The sequence below is a fragment of the Nodosilinea sp. AN01ver1 genome (genome assembly GCF_050565655.1).
In the GTDB taxonomy this organism is placed as follows: domain Bacteria; phylum Cyanobacteriota; class Cyanobacteriia; order Phormidesmidales; family Phormidesmidaceae; genus Nodosilinea.
On record NZ_JBNXVS010000055.1, the window covers coordinates 1 to 13,195 of the forward strand.

Genomic DNA, 13,195 nt, shown 5'->3' on the forward strand with positions numbered 1-13,195 from the left:
ACAGCTCTCGAATCAGAGCATCTTTCTCCTCAGAACTAAGGCCTTCTAAGGGCGGCAGGTCTTTCATGGCAAAAGTCTACCACCCTCTCTCATTCGCCGGTACCCGTCAACCTAGTTGAGCAATTACGCTTGAGGCATGGGAAACACCAGCAGTAGGAATGTGGATTTACCAAGCCTAGTAATATGCCAACTGGATGTCAACCGTTCGGAACCCTTTCTTTACCTGCAAGGGTCTGAGATCATCGGGTCATGGGAAAAGCAGGCACTGTGCTCAAGCAGGTTTTAGAGACGCACGACCTTACTCAGTACGGTCTGGCAAAGGCAATGGGGGTTGAACGCACGACGGTCTACCGCTGGGTAAAAGGGGATAGAGACCCGTCGGCAGATACGGTGGTAGAAATTGTTGAAGCCCTGAAAAGCCTTAATTCTCAAGCAGCCGAAGATTTCGTAAAGCTGTACCTTGGCGACGTACTCTCAGATTCGTAAGTACGCATACTACTGGTAGTGGGGTGGCCCATAACCGGGAAAATTCCTGAAACTGAGCACCCTGGATGAAGTAGCGAATAGGTTTACCCGGTGGCTCCCATGACGGACTCCCTCAAAGCTGCTGCCAAGGCAGGGGATATCAAAGCACTCGAAGCGTTGATGAATAAGTCATTCGAGTCGAAAGGAGTTACCGTTCGGGTGACTAGCTCAGGGGTTTTGCTCAAGATTGTAGTGCGGGGCAAAGAATTACCGGATCAAGCACTGCTGCCTATGATTCAGAAAGGACTGGCTAGTATTGCCCCTGTAGGCTTTGAGCGGGCTACTGTGACAGCAAGAGCGATCGGAAAAGCTGATGCCTGGTCTCACAAGTGGGACTTGCTGAGAAAAACGAAGGCAGAATCTCAATCTGTGGCTGATAGCTCATTAGCGGTATCTAAGCCTGCTGAAAAAGCCTTGTCTGGTGGCAAAGAGTCAAAATCTTGGTATCAAAAAAACTGGTTGGTTATTGGCTTACTGATATTTTTTCCGCTCGGCGGCATCCCCCTTGCTTGGCTGAGCCAATGGCCTAGAAAAAATAAAGTTGGTGCATCAACCGCTAGCGCACTTTGGCTTCTACTATACTTCCTTATACAACTACTCTCTGGGACACAGCCAAGAGTTGCCCAAGAAGAGCCTCAAACGCCAACGACAGAATTGGCTGTAGCCGAAGAAGTTATAGAAACCACTGTTCCTGCCGAAGACCGAACATTTGCAGACGCCGTCAACCAGGCGATGGCAGCGGCAGAAGCCGCCCAGACAGCTAAAACTTCTGATGAGTGGGAAAATATAGCAAATCTGTGGACTCAAGCTATTAATTCAATGAAGGCTGTTCCAGAGACTAACCAGAACTACCAGGTGGCTCAACAAAAAGCAATTGAATATATACCTAACTTGGATCATGCGCTTGGAAAATTTTCTCTAGACACGTCATGTAATTCAGAGAATCTTAGGCTTTTTGTGTCTCAGCACACAGAGGGATCTGATATTTATTTCATCGCCAACACTAATCTTCCAGATGGTACTGAAATGATGTTCACCTTTTCTGGACATGCGGTTTTAGCAGAATCATCTAAGGTGAAAGTTGAAGGAGGACGGGTTCGCAGCAAAAACTTTCCAAATTATGGCCGAGAATTTAAAGGTAATTATAATATTAAGGTTATGAGTGTCTTTAATACGGTTTGGCAGTCAGAAGACTTATTGCCAGCGCTAAACTCTCTTAAAAGCTCTTGCATTAGTGAGAATACAGATTTGTCGACTGGGCCAGCACAGGTTTTAGATGCTGAAATGAACTTCGTTGTTGGAGATGTAGAAGAAGCTGATCGAATACAACAAGCTGAGGAGGCTGAAGCTAGAGCTGTCTTTGAAGAAGCCAGCTCTTTATTGAAAGCTGGAAGGCAAAATCTTTCGTATCTTCAACAAGATCCTGATTCTCCTTTTTGCTTTAGTGATTTAAACGATAGGATGTCGCAAGCAAAGACTTTAGCCTCAAGGGCTGACCAACTAAATTCTCAGGAATGGTTTTTCTTAAAAGTAGCGATTAGCAATCTTGTAATGTGCTCCACTTGCGACAAGTCGACTGTGGAAAACTATTGTCCCCAGGCAGAAAAAAACCTGAAAGAGGCAGAGGCATATTTTGAATAGCAGTTTTAGGTTGGGTGCAACAAAGCGAAACCCAACATGGAGATCTAGTTGTGTTGGGTTTTTTCGCGCCACCCAACCTACAGGGCTAGGCAAGTCTAGCAGATTGTATTGAGGAGACCGCCACTACCCTTCGCTTCTAACTTATAAATTTTCGATTGAAGCGCGGTTGATGCCATAAATCTGCCGTGTCGATTTTTTAGCAATAGCCCGATTATATACGCGCACTTCCTCTATGGTTAGAAGCTTCACGGTGGAAGAACGAGAAGGAGCGTCAAAGTCAAACAGAACCCCTAAAGTTGGAGATACTGGATAGTAGAGTTCAACCTCTTGCGGGGGCACACCTGGTTCAAGATCGATCGCCCTCAAATTTACTATTGGTTGATCACCCGTGATGAGAGGAATAGAATTGGTGCGGAGATAAGTTACACGTAAAGTATTCCTCCCAAGCCAGAACGAGCGACCAAGATTGTATGAAAAAATTGTGCGGATCAAACCAAAGGATGCCTCAGCATTGAAACCTGGTATTTTCCTTAAGACGTTTGTCATACTATCAAACATGGTCGGTGTGCGGAAAATTTGTGCAGCAATAAACAAAGTGTGAAAGATAGACTCCTCTGCATCGGTAAGCAACGTAGGCTCTTCGTTGCGAAGTGACTTCAGAAAGGGAAGTGCTCGCCCTTCCAGATTAGACAGCATGTTTTCCTCCAGATTATTGATGCATTCGTCAAAGGCAGCCTCTAACTCAGGAGATCCAGTGTCCTGAAATTGTCGCTGGAGAATAAAGGCATACGTGAAGTGTGGGATCCACCCCTCGGCAATCTTGCGTAGATCTGGTTCTAGTGGTTCTATTGCTAGCTTTCTGACTACTAAAAGGTCAAATTCAGACATTTCACGAAGACGATAGAAATCTCTTTCGTGGGCGACATTCTGTGTACTTGCTAGAAACACATTTTCACCGAGACGATGGCACCACAGCTTGCCAGTAGGTGCCCATGCTTCTAAATAATGTCTCCACACATAATGCTGGCGACGCTTCTTCATTATCCTGTTTTAGATCAAGATATCTTCTTTGAAACCAGGCAAGTTTAGCGGGTTGTATTGGGGCGATCGCCCCTTCCTCCACAGTAGTCGGTGCCCACCCTACCGTAGTTGCGATCGCTGACCACACAAACAACCTTCCTCCTAGCTCGCCATTGGCAGTTCGTAATGCAGCGGCAGCACTTCGTCGGGCGTTAACACCGCCATCGCGTATTCACGGCCTTTCAAATCCGCAAACTCAATTAAATAGCTAGGGTTTTCCCCCTCATAAATCTCCAGCACTGTGCCCACTTGCCCAACAGGAATCTGCTGAATCGATTCAAACTCAGGCTCGACCAGCGTGAGGCGATCGCGGGCGATCGGTTTTAAGTTGGCAATCGTATCCAAACTTGTCACAGTACCCATAGCTTTTATTTGATGAACGCTGAAACCAAACGGGCGGCAGACTTGCCAGTGCGAATTTCCCACAGTGTCCGCAGTACAACCGAGTAGGGTGGGCACCGCCCACCATGAAACTTAAGCTACGCTAGTTAGCCCAATCTTCCCTGAAACCAGGCAATTTTGGGAGGCGGCATTGGGGCGCGATCGCCTATTCCCTCCACTGGTGGGCAGTGCCCACCCTACCGTGGCTGCGATCATTCACACCGATGGCTTATGTTAAAGTCTAATCACAGAGCGGGTTATGGTGAACCCTGCTAACCCTGAACGAGGCTTGCTCATATGCTCACCCAAGCCACCATTCAGCAAATTGGCGATGCGATCGGCAAGCATTTTCAGCCAGAGAAAATCATTCTCTTTGGCAGCTACGCCCGTGGCGAAGTTCACCCTCACAGCGACCTAGATCTCCTCATTGTGGTCGAAACCCTACCCCCTCGGGGCCAGCGCAGCGCACCCATCCTCAAAATGCTGGCCGAAACCTACACCGAACCTATCGACATCGTCGTTCGCTCAGCCCAGACCCTTAAACAGTGGAAGCACGTACCTGGCAGCTTTGCCCACCAGGTACTCACCGAAGGAATTGTGCTCTATGACCGCCAAAAGCAACCCGCCTGACGCCTGGTTTGCCAAAGCAGAAGCCGATCTACAAGCCGCTGAGTTACTCCTCAATGCAGCTAATCCTCTACTAGATATCGTTTGCTACCACGCTCAGCAGTGCGCCGAGAAATACCTCAAGGGTTATCTCGTTGCCCGTGGCATCCCCTTTAAGTTTGTACATGAGCTGACCTACCTTACTCAACTTTGCGCAGAGCAAAAACCCGAGTTTACGGAAATAATTGATATAGCCTCAGAGCTACAGGATTACGCTACAGGCGTGCGCTATCCAGACGACGAGCTAGATGAACCCACCCTTCAAGAAGCCCAAAGAGCCTTAACCTGTGCAAAAGAAATTCGAGCTTTTGTCAGGCAAAGAGTATAGAGCCGGTTTATGGATCTAGGCAGCGACTTAGACTTCCTTCGCCGGGGCTACACTAAAGAGAGTCGTGTGCCAAACCCCAACAACCACAGGCTTCCCCCATGACATCCACCAATGTTGTGCTCAATGCCGTAATACAAGAGATCGAGCAAACGCCCCCCGAGTACCTGCCCAATCTGTTACAGATTGTCCGGCTCTTTCGCGAAAGCGTCACCCTCAAAACTGTTGAAGCCAAAGGTGAAGCGACTAACAATAGCTTTGAACCCATTCCCCTGCAGGGCGAAGCGATATCTCAAACACTCCTGAACGAACGGCGCTAAATGGCTGTTTATTGCTTAGTCAGCAGCGCTCTGCTCAACAGATATATTCGTGTAAGCGTTAATGGATGGTGTAACGCTAAAATGGGAAACTGCGTTGTTGCTGCTTAAGCCCAAACCTATGGCCGGTTCTGCTCGTCAATACCACATCACCACCTTCGGCTGCCAGATGAACAAAGCCGACTCCGAGCGCATGGCCGGCATTCTCGACACCATGGGCCTGAGCTGGACCGACGACCCCTACGAGGCCGATGTGGTGCTCTACAACACCTGCACCATTCGCGACAACGCCGAGCAAAAGGTTTACTCCTATCTGGGTCGTCAGGCCAAGCGCAAGCACGAAAAGCCCGACCTGACGTTGATTGTGGCTGGCTGCGTCGCCCAGCAAGAGGGCGAAGCCCTGCTGCGCCGGGTGCCCGAACTCGACCTGGTAATGGGGCCGCAGCACGCCAACCGCCTGCAAGACCTGCTAGAGCAGGTGCTCGACGGCAACCAGGTGGTCGCCACCGAAGAGGTGGACATCATGGAAGACATCACCAAGCCCCGCCGCGACAGCACCATCACCGCCTGGGTGAATGTGATCTACGGCTGCAACGAGCGCTGCACCTACTGCGTCGTGCCCGGTGTGCGCGGCGTCGAGCAGTCGCGCACCCCCGAGGCCATTCGCGCCGAGATGGAGGAACTGGGTCGCCAGGGCTTTAAGGAAGTGACGCTGCTGGGCCAAAACATCGACGCCTACGGGCGCGACCTGCCCGGCTCTACCGCCGACGGACGGCACCAGCACACCTTCACCGACCTGCTGTATTTCGTCCACGATGTGCCCGGCATCGAGCGCATTCGCTTTGCCACCAGCCACCCCCGCTACTTTACCGAGCGGCTGATTCGCGCCTGCGCCGAGCTGCCCAAGGTGTGCGAGCACTTCCACATTCCCTTTCAGTCGGGCGACAACGAGGTGCTCAAGGCCATGGCGCGGGGCTACACCCACGAAAAGTATCGCCGCATCATCGATACGGTGCGTCGCTACATGCCCGATGCGGCGATTAGCGCCGATGCGATCGTGGGCTTTCCTGGCGAAACCGAGGAGCAGTTTCAGCACACGCTGGATCTGGTCAACGATATCGCCTTCGACCAGCTCAACACGGCGGCCTATTCGCCCCGCCCCGGCACCCCTGCCGCCCTGTGGGAAAACCAGCTGACGGAAGAGGTGAAGGCCGATCGCCTCCAGCGGTTAAATCATTTGGTGAATACGAAGGCGGCGGAGCGATCGCAGCGCTACGCGGGCCGCATCGAAGAGGTGCTGGTCGAAGCCGTCAATCCCAAAGACCCCACTCAGGTGATGGGCCGCACTCGCGGCAACCGCCTGGCCTTTTTTGCGGGCGATATTGCGGTGCTGAAGGGCGAGCTGGTGCAGGTTAAGATCACCGAAGTTCGCCCCTTTAGTTTGACTGGGGAGCCGATTCAGTCGCTAGTTGCTGCTGGCTAAGTTGAGCGGGATGATCAGTCATAATGGCTGAATGGCTCAAGTAGGGATACTCTCTATGCAGATGCAGCTTGAACTGCCGGACTCGGTGAACGTGGATCAAAGGTATGTCAAAGAAGCTTTGATGGCTGTGCTGTATTCAACGGGTAAATTGTCGGCTCATCAAGCCTGTCAGATTTTGAATATAACGCGTCGGTCTTTTGATGAAATGCTGCCCCACTACGGGTTCTCAGCTTTAGTAGATAGTAACGATAACCTTGATATTGAGCTAACCGCCTGATGGCTCGGGAGAGCATCGTTAGTGATACTGGGCCGTTGATTAGCCTGGAAAAGCTATCGGATGGGTATGGCTGGATGCAGCAGCTCTATAGCCAAATTTTGATTCCAGAGGCTGTTGCCCAGGAACTCTGTCAGGGGATGTTCTCAGACTGGGAAGCTTACCGGAACTATTACAATTTTGGCGCTTTTGTCTCTGTCGTCGACGTCGCCACCGCAGAAATTTTCCCTGGCTATGAGCTACTGGATATTGGGGAAAGGCAAGCTATTCAGCTGGCTTGGCAGCAGCAATTGCCTCTGCTGATTGAGGAAGAGCGAGGTAGGCAGGTCGCTAAAGCCCTCGGCTTAAGGTTCTCTGGATTGGCAGGACAAATTCTCAAGGCTTACCGAGAGCAAATTATTTCTTCAACTGTGGCTAAGGCTAGCTTGGCGGAGTTGTTAAAGGCTGGACGCATTGGCAAGAGACTGCACGCTGGACTTTTTGAAGTCTTTGGTGAGTAATGGCTTCCGGCGCTGAGGGGTGAGAAGTTATGAGATTCGATCTAAGTGCGCCCCTCTAGCCTGACGGGGGAGGCGTTGTAGGTGCTGCGATCGCCGCCTCAGAGCAGTTTTGCCAATGAGCATTGCAGAAAGTAGAGGGCGCGATCGCCCAACTCATTCCACCCAAGAGTTTCTAATTTCTGTGCTTTTGACTACATTTGTGCAGCTATGTCATCAAAATATGACAAAATGCTTCCAGAGTATTTTTGCTTATCGACTGCGTTGAGCAGTTAGACAGTCAAGGGCCAATAGCGGACACCACTATGAGACTTAACTATCGACCTGCGCCTCGAAACCTCAGGCTATTGCGCCCCTCACCCCATCAGCCGCAGTTCACCCACGAACAAATTTTCACCTCTTACCTGTGCAGCTTTGTGGGGATTGCCGTCCTGGCCTATCTCACGGTTTACACCGGCTATCCCTTGATTGTTGCCCCCTTTGGGGCCACGGCGGTGCTAGTGTTTGCCGTGCCCGACAGCCCCCTCGCCCAACCTCGCAACGTGGTTGGTGGCTGTGTGATTGGGGGGATAGTCTGCGTGGCCTGCGTCAGTCTCTTTGGCACTGCGCCCTGGGTGATGGCGCTGGCTGTGGCCACCTCGATTCAGCTGATGCAGCTCACCCACACCCTGCACCCTCCCGCAGGCGCGATCGCTCTTGTGGGCGTCATGAGCGACGCCTCTTGGGATTTTGTCTTGACCCCCGTATTTACAGGGGCGGTTTTGCTAGTGCTTTGTACGGTGGCCTTTAGCCGCTGGATTCCGGGCCGCCCTTATCCAAAGCACTGGCTTTGATAGCCTCACCACTGGACTGCCATCGCGGCTACCAACTGGCCCTTAGTCTGAGGCTGGCTGAGATAGGGACTGAGGCTTTTCTGGCCAGAAGAGCGGCACGGCGGCGATCGCCGCCACCAGCTGCAAGCCTGCAAATATAGCCAGGGCGGGCATAAATCCCCAGCGCAGGGCTTCGCCAAACAGCAGACTGCCCAAGCCAAACCCCGTGAACAGAACAAAAACCTTGAGCCCCATGGTCTGCCCCAGACTTTTGCCGTCGCCCAGGTCGGTCACAATGCCCACAAACAGCGGCTGCGTCAGGTCGTAACCCAGTGAGAGAACTAAGATAGCGGTGGTCGTCCCGATGGGAGGAATGTAGGGAATCATCGACAGCCCGGCCAGGGCCGCCATGGCCAAGCCAGGGGGGATCAGCCAGCGGCGGCCCCAGCGATCGACCGCCTTGCCAATCAGCGGGCTAAAAATTAGCCCCGGAATGCCGTAGCCCAAAATGGTTAGACCAATACTCAGGGCATCCATGTCGTAGCGCTGGGTCATGTAGAGGCCCAGCCACGTGTAAACGCCGGAGTGATAGACCCCGTTCCACAGCACATAGGCGTAGGTGCGAGCGCCGCGAAAATTGGACAATACAGCTCGGTACCCGGCAAAGACTGCGGCGATCGCAGGCAGCTTGGCGATTTTAGGCTCGTCAAACAGGGCACCGTAGCGCCGCAGCCGCCAGAGCACCAGGGCCGCCGCCGTGGCCGTGCCCAAAAACAAGGTTCGCCAGCCCACAAAGGGTTCTAAAATAGCGCCCCCCGCCGACCCAGCGGCCATGCCTCCTTCCATGGCCGCAAAGATCAAACCCAGCTTGGCCCCGCGCTGGTTGTACGGAAACAGATCGCCAATCAAGGCAAAGGTGAGCGGAATGACCCCGCTTGCGCCCAGGCCAGTCAGCAACCGCCAAAAGCTCATCTGGCCTGCCGTTTGGGCGGTGGCGGTGAGTGCGGTGCAGACAATAAAAATAATCAGCGAAATGCGAATTAGCGGCCAGCGACCAAAGCGATCGGAGAGAATGCCGTAGAAGAGCGCCGCCACCGCGTAGGACAGCATGTAGGCCGGCACGATGAAGCCAATTTCTTGGGCAGAGACATCAAAGATTTCGGCCAGGCGAGGAATCAGGGGGGCAATCATATAGCCCTGAAGAAAGACCAGCCCCGCCGCGATCGCCAGGAGCGCGAAGAGGCGGTTGTGCTGCCGCAGCCGCAGGGCTGGGTCGGCCTCTTCCCAGTGGGGAAAGCCCGGATTACCTGAGTTATGTTTGGCCATGAAACAAATCGTGGAGGGCTGACATTGGAGCGATCAATAGTCAGGGTTTCCTGACTTGGCGCAACGCATAAAGCGTATCAAGCTTTACGCCTTGTAACAAGGCAACGTCTTTTAATCTCCAGGGCACCCTCGGCAGCGCCAAATCACGATCGTTTTAGGCCTGAGGCGTGGTTACGACTGGCGTATAGAAGGCTAAATGACTGGTGCCATAGTGCTTTTGGCGCACCAGCTCTAGCCCAGGGATAGCGATCGCAGTCCAGGCGTCGGGGCGATGCTCCACGGCAATTTCACCCGTGGGCCGAAGCAAGCTGAGGCTCACCACCCGTTCGAGAACAGGCAGGTACAGCTCGCTGTCGTAGGGTGGGTCGAAGTAAATGCAGTCGAAGGGCTGCCCATGCAGCCGCGACAGCTGCTTCACCACGTCGCCGCGAAACAGGCTAAACGTTTGGTCGCTCTGGGCCACCTTTTGCCAGTTTTCGCGGGTAATGGCGTAGGCCTCGGGCGACTTCTCAATGCCCACCACCGCTGCCGCGCCGCGACAGAGCGCCTCGGCCCCCATTGCGCCGCTACCCGTGCAGAGGTCGAGCCAGCGGCAGTCAGCAATGCGGCTTTGCCAAATGTTGAACAGCGCCTCGCGCACCCGCGCCGAGGTGGGCCGAGTGTCTAAACCGGGCAGGGTTTTGAGGGCGCGGTTGCCGTAGATGCGCAGCATAGACTAGCCCACAGCCGCCGGGGTTTGGGCATTGACCAGGGCGACGAAGTTAGCCAGCATGACCAGGCCAGCAGGGGCCGACTTTTCGGGGTGGTACTGCATAGCCATGATATTGTCGCGGGCGATCGCCGCCGTTACGGTCTGGCTACCGTGGGTGGTCGTCGCCGCATTCACCGCCGGGTCGCTGGGTTCGGCATAGTAGGAGTGGACAAAATACACCCAGTCGCCATCGGCCACCCCCCGCCACAGCGGACAATGGGGCTGGGTCAGAGTCAGCTGGTTCCAGCCCATGTGCGGAATGGCGATCGCAGGCTCTTTCTTAAACTTGCGAATGCGGCCCGCAATCAGTCCCAGCCCTGGCTCAACCCCTTCGTCGCTGCCGTCGAATAACAGCTGCAGCCCGAGGCAAATACCCAAAAAAGGTTTACCCGCCGCAATTTCTCGCTTAATGGGTTCAATCAGCCCCTTCTCGCGCAGGTGCCGCATCGCCGGGTCAAAGGCCCCATCGCCGGGCAGCACCAGCGCATCGGCAGCCTCCAGGTCAGCCACCACATCGGTAATCGTCGGTGTCGCCCCCGCCAGCGCCAGTCCCTTACAGGCCGAGTGCAGATTGCCCATGTCATAGTCGATTACGGCGATGTTAGCCATCTGCTCTCCTGCCCTCTAGCATCGAAATTCATTAAGACTCTATCCTACCTGGCAGGCCGGGAAGGATTTTGGATTTTAGATTTTGGATTTCTGGATGCGGAAGGCTCTCTTGTGGGTTACGGCCAAGGCCTGTTTCGTTTAACTCCGAAAGAGGTTGCTTACGGCCTAACCCACGCTACAGTTTCTCCCCCATCCACCCGTCCACCCATCCACCCATCTACCCCCCCCATGCTCCTCACCACCTTCGCCCCCTGGCGTGCCCACCAACCCTCCAACGCCGCCGATGACCTGGTGGCTTACCTGCACCAGCGGCAGCAAATTCCCAGCGGCACTACTGTGCTGCGCCACATTCCGGTCAGTTTTGAGCTGGCTCCAATTCGGGTGATGGCCAAGCTGGTTGAGTTGCGATCGCCCGTGGTGGTGTGCTGCGGTATGGCCGAGGGGCGCAGCCATCTGCACCTGGAGCGCTACGGCAAGGGAAATGACCTGGCCCTGGAGACCCCGCTGCCCTTGGAGAAACTGATGGCGGGCACCCACCTTACGGGCATCAGTGACGACGCGGGCACCTACGTCTGCAACCACCTCTATTACCGGCTGCTGGATGCGATCGCCCAGTACCGCTGGCCTGTCCAGGCTCTCTTTGTGCACATTCCAACCCTCACCCCGGCCACTCAGCCACTGCTGGCCCACGATCTAACGCTGATACTAAAACGGCTGGCCAAGTTGACCAGCCGCTTAGATGTAGAACTCGATCGCTGCCAAAAAATGGCCTAGTCGACGGTGGTTCTAAACCGAATTAGCCCCACCTGGTTGCTGCCGACGGTGCCCGCATTGACCACCACGGCTCCGTTGCCCTGGTTGACGCCGCAGAAGGGTGGCAGCGCCGCCCCGGGGGCAATGAACTGGCCGGGGTCACCGTCATTGGCATTGGTGTAGGTGACTACAGGGCCAGCCGGGGCGGAGGATGCGATCGCCTGTATGCCCTGCCCAGTCCCAAAGCTGTTGGGGTTAAAGGTAGTGCCAATCGGAATTTGATCGCACAGCACGACGTTGTTGGCAGCCCCAGCTCCAGAGTTAGCGAAGTAAACGGTGTACTCAATACCGTCACTGGTCTGTACCGGTGGGTCATTAATCACGTCAATGCCCTGGCCCAGACCGTTGTTTTGCAGCAGCGTTAGGGTAGCACCGTCACCGATAACCTGGTTGAAGTTAGGCAGCGGCGCAGGGCCAAACAGGTTGGTAATCCGCTTTAGCAGCGCCAGCTCACCTGCGGCAACCGGAGGGGGGGTTACCCGCCGAACCAGGCCGAAGCCACCCGCCACCAGGTCCAGTCCGCCAGGAGCGTTGCCCCCCAGGCCCACTGTATTAGTGGGAAAAGTAGCAAAGTCTACCAGGTTTGCCCCCGAAGGCACGTCGGCGGCAAACAGCGAATAGCCAAAAAATGGCTGAGTGCTCTGGGGCGCAGGCAGCAGCGAGTTGATGGGAAAAAAGATCCCCCGCACATTCTGCTCGGGCACTGGGTGGGTGGGGCGAAACTGGGGCGCTGCATTGGCTGGGTCATCGCGGCGCAGCACCACCGATGGAAAGTTGACGCCAATGTTGCCGCTGCCGCCCCAGGCGTTTGCGGTTACCTGCACCAGCGGCCCGTAGGCAGTAGGAGCTCCCGTTCCTGGATCCACAGCCGTAACTGCTGCAATGGCAAAAGCATCGTTACCACCCCGCTCCTGAATTAAGAACCCCACGTCGCCCACCTCTGTGGCAAGCAGCGTCACTCCAGGGTTGCCGATTAGGTAGTCAATTCGTTCAATGTTGTTGCGGGTGTCCTGGTTGTTGGTGGACACCGAAACATTGTTAAAGACGTTGTCGATGCCTCGATTGATAGAACGGCTCAGCAGTGCCAGATCGGGGTTGTTTTGCTCCCCAGGCGATAGCACGATGTCGCTAGGATTGGCAGACACCGACGCATAGAACAGCTGATCCCGCTGGGCACCGCCGGTTCCCACATTAGGGCCGTTGCGGCGGAACACGATCCGCTCGGGCAAACCCGCTGGTGGCAGTAGCTCGCGCGCGGGTTCGAAGCGGCTGCCCGCTGCAATCACCGCCTCTAAAACGACCTCAGCTCCCCCCCCAAAGGTGAGGTTAACTGTGCCCAAGGCGGTACAGTTTGCGAAGCCCGACCCACCCGGAGCGTTGCTATCGGTGGCGTCACAAGGGTTGGCGTAGGGAGCCCCAGGATAAGCAGTGACCACTGCCGCCTGAGACGTGGTGATGATCTCAGTGACAGAAGCCAACGGAGAAAGCTGAGCCAGCGCTGGGCTAGGCATGGCCACCAAGCACCACAGTGCTACCACGAAGCCACTGGCCCAACGCCACCAGGGCTGGCGGGGAGAGTAGCCCTGGGTGTCGGGAGAGAAGTTGCAAGATGAACGCATGACAGCCATCGGAGAGAATCACCTATCGGGCAAGATGAAAGCAGGGAAGGGGCAAGGCAGCGTCGCAGAGCGGAGC

Annotated in this window: 16 protein-coding genes; 10 read left to right on the forward strand and 6 right to left on the reverse strand. The window is 54.8% G+C overall.

Annotated elements, in window-relative coordinates; translation table 11 throughout:
- Window positions 1-249 precede the first annotated feature (249 nt).
- Window positions 250-486 (forward strand): helix-turn-helix domain-containing protein, encoded by a 237-nt coding sequence (locus ACQ4N7_RS26325; RefSeq protein WP_430714413.1) that lies wholly within the window; start codon window positions 250-252, stop codon window positions 484-486.
- 99 nt (window positions 487-585) lie between these two features.
- Window positions 586-2,166 carry a hypothetical protein gene (locus tag ACQ4N7_RS26330; RefSeq protein WP_430714414.1) on the forward strand — a complete coding sequence of 527 codons (1,581 nt, stop codon included), beginning with the start codon at window positions 586-588 and terminating at the stop codon, window positions 2,164-2,166.
- Window positions 2,167-2,307: 141 nt separating this feature from the next.
- Here ACQ4N7_RS26330 and ACQ4N7_RS26335 read toward each other — a convergent pair whose 3' ends face one another.
- Together ACQ4N7_RS26335 and ACQ4N7_RS26340 are read right to left on the reverse strand one after the other, a co-directional pair.
- Window positions 2,308-3,207, reverse strand: a complete 900-nt coding sequence (locus ACQ4N7_RS26335; RefSeq protein ID WP_430714415.1) for a DUF4238 domain-containing protein — start codon at window positions 3,205-3,207, stop codon at window positions 2,308-2,310.
- A gap of 141 nt (window positions 3,208-3,348) precedes the next feature.
- Window positions 3,349-3,609: a DUF4926 domain-containing protein gene (locus ACQ4N7_RS26340; RefSeq protein ID WP_430714416.1), complete on the reverse strand. Its 261-nt coding sequence runs from the start codon at window positions 3,607-3,609 to the stop codon at window positions 3,349-3,351.
- A 315-nt stretch (window positions 3,610-3,924) separates the two neighbouring features.
- On the opposite strand from ACQ4N7_RS26340, the gene ACQ4N7_RS26345 reads away from it, so the two are divergent.
- The 7 genes from ACQ4N7_RS26345 to ACQ4N7_RS26375 all read left to right on the forward strand — a co-directional run bounded on the left by ACQ4N7_RS26345 (window position 3,925) and on the right by ACQ4N7_RS26375 (window position 8,022).
- Window positions 3,925-4,257 (forward strand): nucleotidyltransferase domain-containing protein, encoded by a 333-nt coding sequence (locus tag ACQ4N7_RS26345; protein WP_430714417.1) that lies wholly within the window; start codon window positions 3,925-3,927, stop codon window positions 4,255-4,257.
- A complete protein-coding gene (locus ACQ4N7_RS26350) occupies window positions 4,232-4,621 on the forward strand; it encodes a HEPN domain-containing protein (RefSeq protein ID WP_430714418.1) in 390 nt (129 codons plus the stop codon). The genes ACQ4N7_RS26345 and ACQ4N7_RS26350 overlap by 26 nt, the downstream gene beginning before the upstream one ends.
- A 98-nt stretch (window positions 4,622-4,719) precedes the next feature.
- On the forward strand, window positions 4,720-4,938 hold the full coding sequence (locus ACQ4N7_RS26355; protein WP_430714419.1) for a hypothetical protein: 219 nt from the start codon (window positions 4,720-4,722) through the stop codon (window positions 4,936-4,938).
- 118 nt (window positions 4,939-5,056) lie between these two features.
- On the forward strand, window positions 5,057-6,418 hold the full coding sequence (gene miaB, locus ACQ4N7_RS26360; RefSeq protein ID WP_430714420.1) for a tRNA (N6-isopentenyl adenosine(37)-C2)-methylthiotransferase MiaB: 1,362 nt from the start codon (window positions 5,057-5,059) through the stop codon (window positions 6,416-6,418).
- 55 nt (window positions 6,419-6,473) lie between these two features.
- Window positions 6,474-6,695: a UPF0175 family protein gene (locus ACQ4N7_RS26365; RefSeq protein WP_430714421.1), complete on the forward strand. Its 222-nt coding sequence runs from the start codon at window positions 6,474-6,476 to the stop codon at window positions 6,693-6,695.
- 74 nt (window positions 6,696-6,769) lie between these two features.
- Complete coding sequence (locus ACQ4N7_RS26370; protein ID WP_430714422.1) at window positions 6,770-7,192, forward strand: hypothetical protein; 423 nt, start codon at window positions 6,770-6,772, stop codon at window positions 7,190-7,192.
- A gap of 302 nt (window positions 7,193-7,494) precedes the next feature.
- Complete coding sequence (locus ACQ4N7_RS26375; protein WP_430714423.1) at window positions 7,495-8,022, forward strand: HPP family protein; 528 nt, start codon at window positions 7,495-7,497, stop codon at window positions 8,020-8,022.
- Between the two features lie 42 nt (window positions 8,023-8,064).
- On the opposite strand, the gene ACQ4N7_RS26380 is transcribed toward ACQ4N7_RS26375, so the two are convergent.
- From ACQ4N7_RS26380 to hisH, 3 genes are all read right to left on the reverse strand, one after another.
- Complete coding sequence (locus ACQ4N7_RS26380) at window positions 8,065-9,327, reverse strand: MFS transporter (RefSeq protein WP_430714424.1); 1,263 nt, start codon at window positions 9,325-9,327, stop codon at window positions 8,065-8,067.
- Between the two features lie 154 nt (window positions 9,328-9,481).
- Window positions 9,482-10,039, reverse strand: coding sequence for a 16S rRNA (guanine(966)-N(2))-methyltransferase RsmD (gene rsmD, locus ACQ4N7_RS26385; protein WP_430714425.1), 558 nt, complete (start codon window positions 10,037-10,039; stop codon window positions 9,482-9,484).
- 3 nt (window positions 10,040-10,042) lie between these two features.
- Window positions 10,043-10,687, reverse strand: coding sequence for an imidazole glycerol phosphate synthase subunit HisH (gene hisH, locus ACQ4N7_RS26390; protein ID WP_430714426.1), 645 nt, complete (start codon window positions 10,685-10,687; stop codon window positions 10,043-10,045).
- A 228-nt stretch (window positions 10,688-10,915) separates the two neighbouring features.
- Here hisH and ACQ4N7_RS26395 point away from each other — a divergent pair, with 228 nt between their 5' ends.
- The gene (locus ACQ4N7_RS26395; RefSeq protein ID WP_430714427.1) at window positions 10,916-11,461 is read left to right on the forward strand and encodes a peptidase C15; all 546 of its coding nucleotides are present in this window, start codon (window positions 10,916-10,918) and stop codon (window positions 11,459-11,461) included.
- Here the strand turns inward: ACQ4N7_RS26395 and ACQ4N7_RS26400 are convergent.
- The gene (locus tag ACQ4N7_RS26400; protein ID WP_430714428.1) at window positions 11,458-13,119 is read right to left on the reverse strand and encodes a DUF11 domain-containing protein; all 1,662 of its coding nucleotides are present in this window, start codon (window positions 13,117-13,119) and stop codon (window positions 11,458-11,460) included. The two genes, ACQ4N7_RS26395 and ACQ4N7_RS26400, sit on opposite strands and share 4 nt — an antisense overlap.
- Between the last annotated feature and the right edge of the window lie 76 nt (window positions 13,120-13,195).

Excerpts from the sequence above, each read along its gene's own strand:
- ACQ4N7_RS26345 (WP_430714417.1), top strand. The coding sequence starts at position 3,925 with ATGCTCACCCAAGCCACCATTCAGCAAATTGGCGATGCGATCGGCAAG.
- ACQ4N7_RS26325 (WP_430714413.1), top strand. The coding sequence starts at position 250 with ATGGGAAAAGCAGGCACTGTGCTCAAGCAGGTTTTAGAGACGCACGAC.
- miaB (WP_430714420.1), top strand. The coding sequence starts at position 5,057 with ATGGCCGGTTCTGCTCGTCAATACCACATCACCACCTTCGGCTGCCAG.
- ACQ4N7_RS26340 (WP_430714416.1), bottom strand. The coding sequence starts at position 3,609 with ATGGGTACTGTGACAAGTTTGGATACGATTGCCAACTTAAAACCGATC.
- ACQ4N7_RS26370 (WP_430714422.1), top strand. The coding sequence starts at position 6,770 with ATGCAGCAGCTCTATAGCCAAATTTTGATTCCAGAGGCTGTTGCCCAG.
- ACQ4N7_RS26355 (WP_430714419.1), top strand. The coding sequence starts at position 4,720 with ATGACATCCACCAATGTTGTGCTCAATGCCGTAATACAAGAGATCGAG.
- ACQ4N7_RS26365 (WP_430714421.1), top strand. The coding sequence starts at position 6,474 with ATGCAGATGCAGCTTGAACTGCCGGACTCGGTGAACGTGGATCAAAGG.
- ACQ4N7_RS26375 (WP_430714423.1), top strand. The coding sequence starts at position 7,495 with ATGAGACTTAACTATCGACCTGCGCCTCGAAACCTCAGGCTATTGCGC.
- hisH (WP_430714426.1), bottom strand. The coding sequence starts at position 10,687 with ATGGCTAACATCGCCGTAATCGACTATGACATGGGCAATCTGCACTCG.
- ACQ4N7_RS26350 (WP_430714418.1), top strand. The coding sequence starts at position 4,232 with ATGACCGCCAAAAGCAACCCGCCTGACGCCTGGTTTGCCAAAGCAGAA.
- ACQ4N7_RS26330 (WP_430714414.1), top strand. The coding sequence starts at position 586 with ATGACGGACTCCCTCAAAGCTGCTGCCAAGGCAGGGGATATCAAAGCA.
- ACQ4N7_RS26395 (WP_430714427.1), top strand. The coding sequence starts at position 10,916 with ATGCTCCTCACCACCTTCGCCCCCTGGCGTGCCCACCAACCCTCCAAC.
- ACQ4N7_RS26380 (WP_430714424.1), bottom strand. The coding sequence starts at position 9,327 with ATGGCCAAACATAACTCAGGTAATCCGGGCTTTCCCCACTGGGAAGAG.
- ACQ4N7_RS26400 (WP_430714428.1), bottom strand. The coding sequence starts at position 13,119 with ATGCGTTCATCTTGCAACTTCTCTCCCGACACCCAGGGCTACTCTCCC.
- ACQ4N7_RS26335 (WP_430714415.1), bottom strand. The coding sequence starts at position 3,207 with ATGAAGAAGCGTCGCCAGCATTATGTGTGGAGACATTATTTAGAAGCA.
- rsmD (WP_430714425.1), bottom strand. The coding sequence starts at position 10,039 with ATGCTGCGCATCTACGGCAACCGCGCCCTCAAAACCCTGCCCGGTTTA.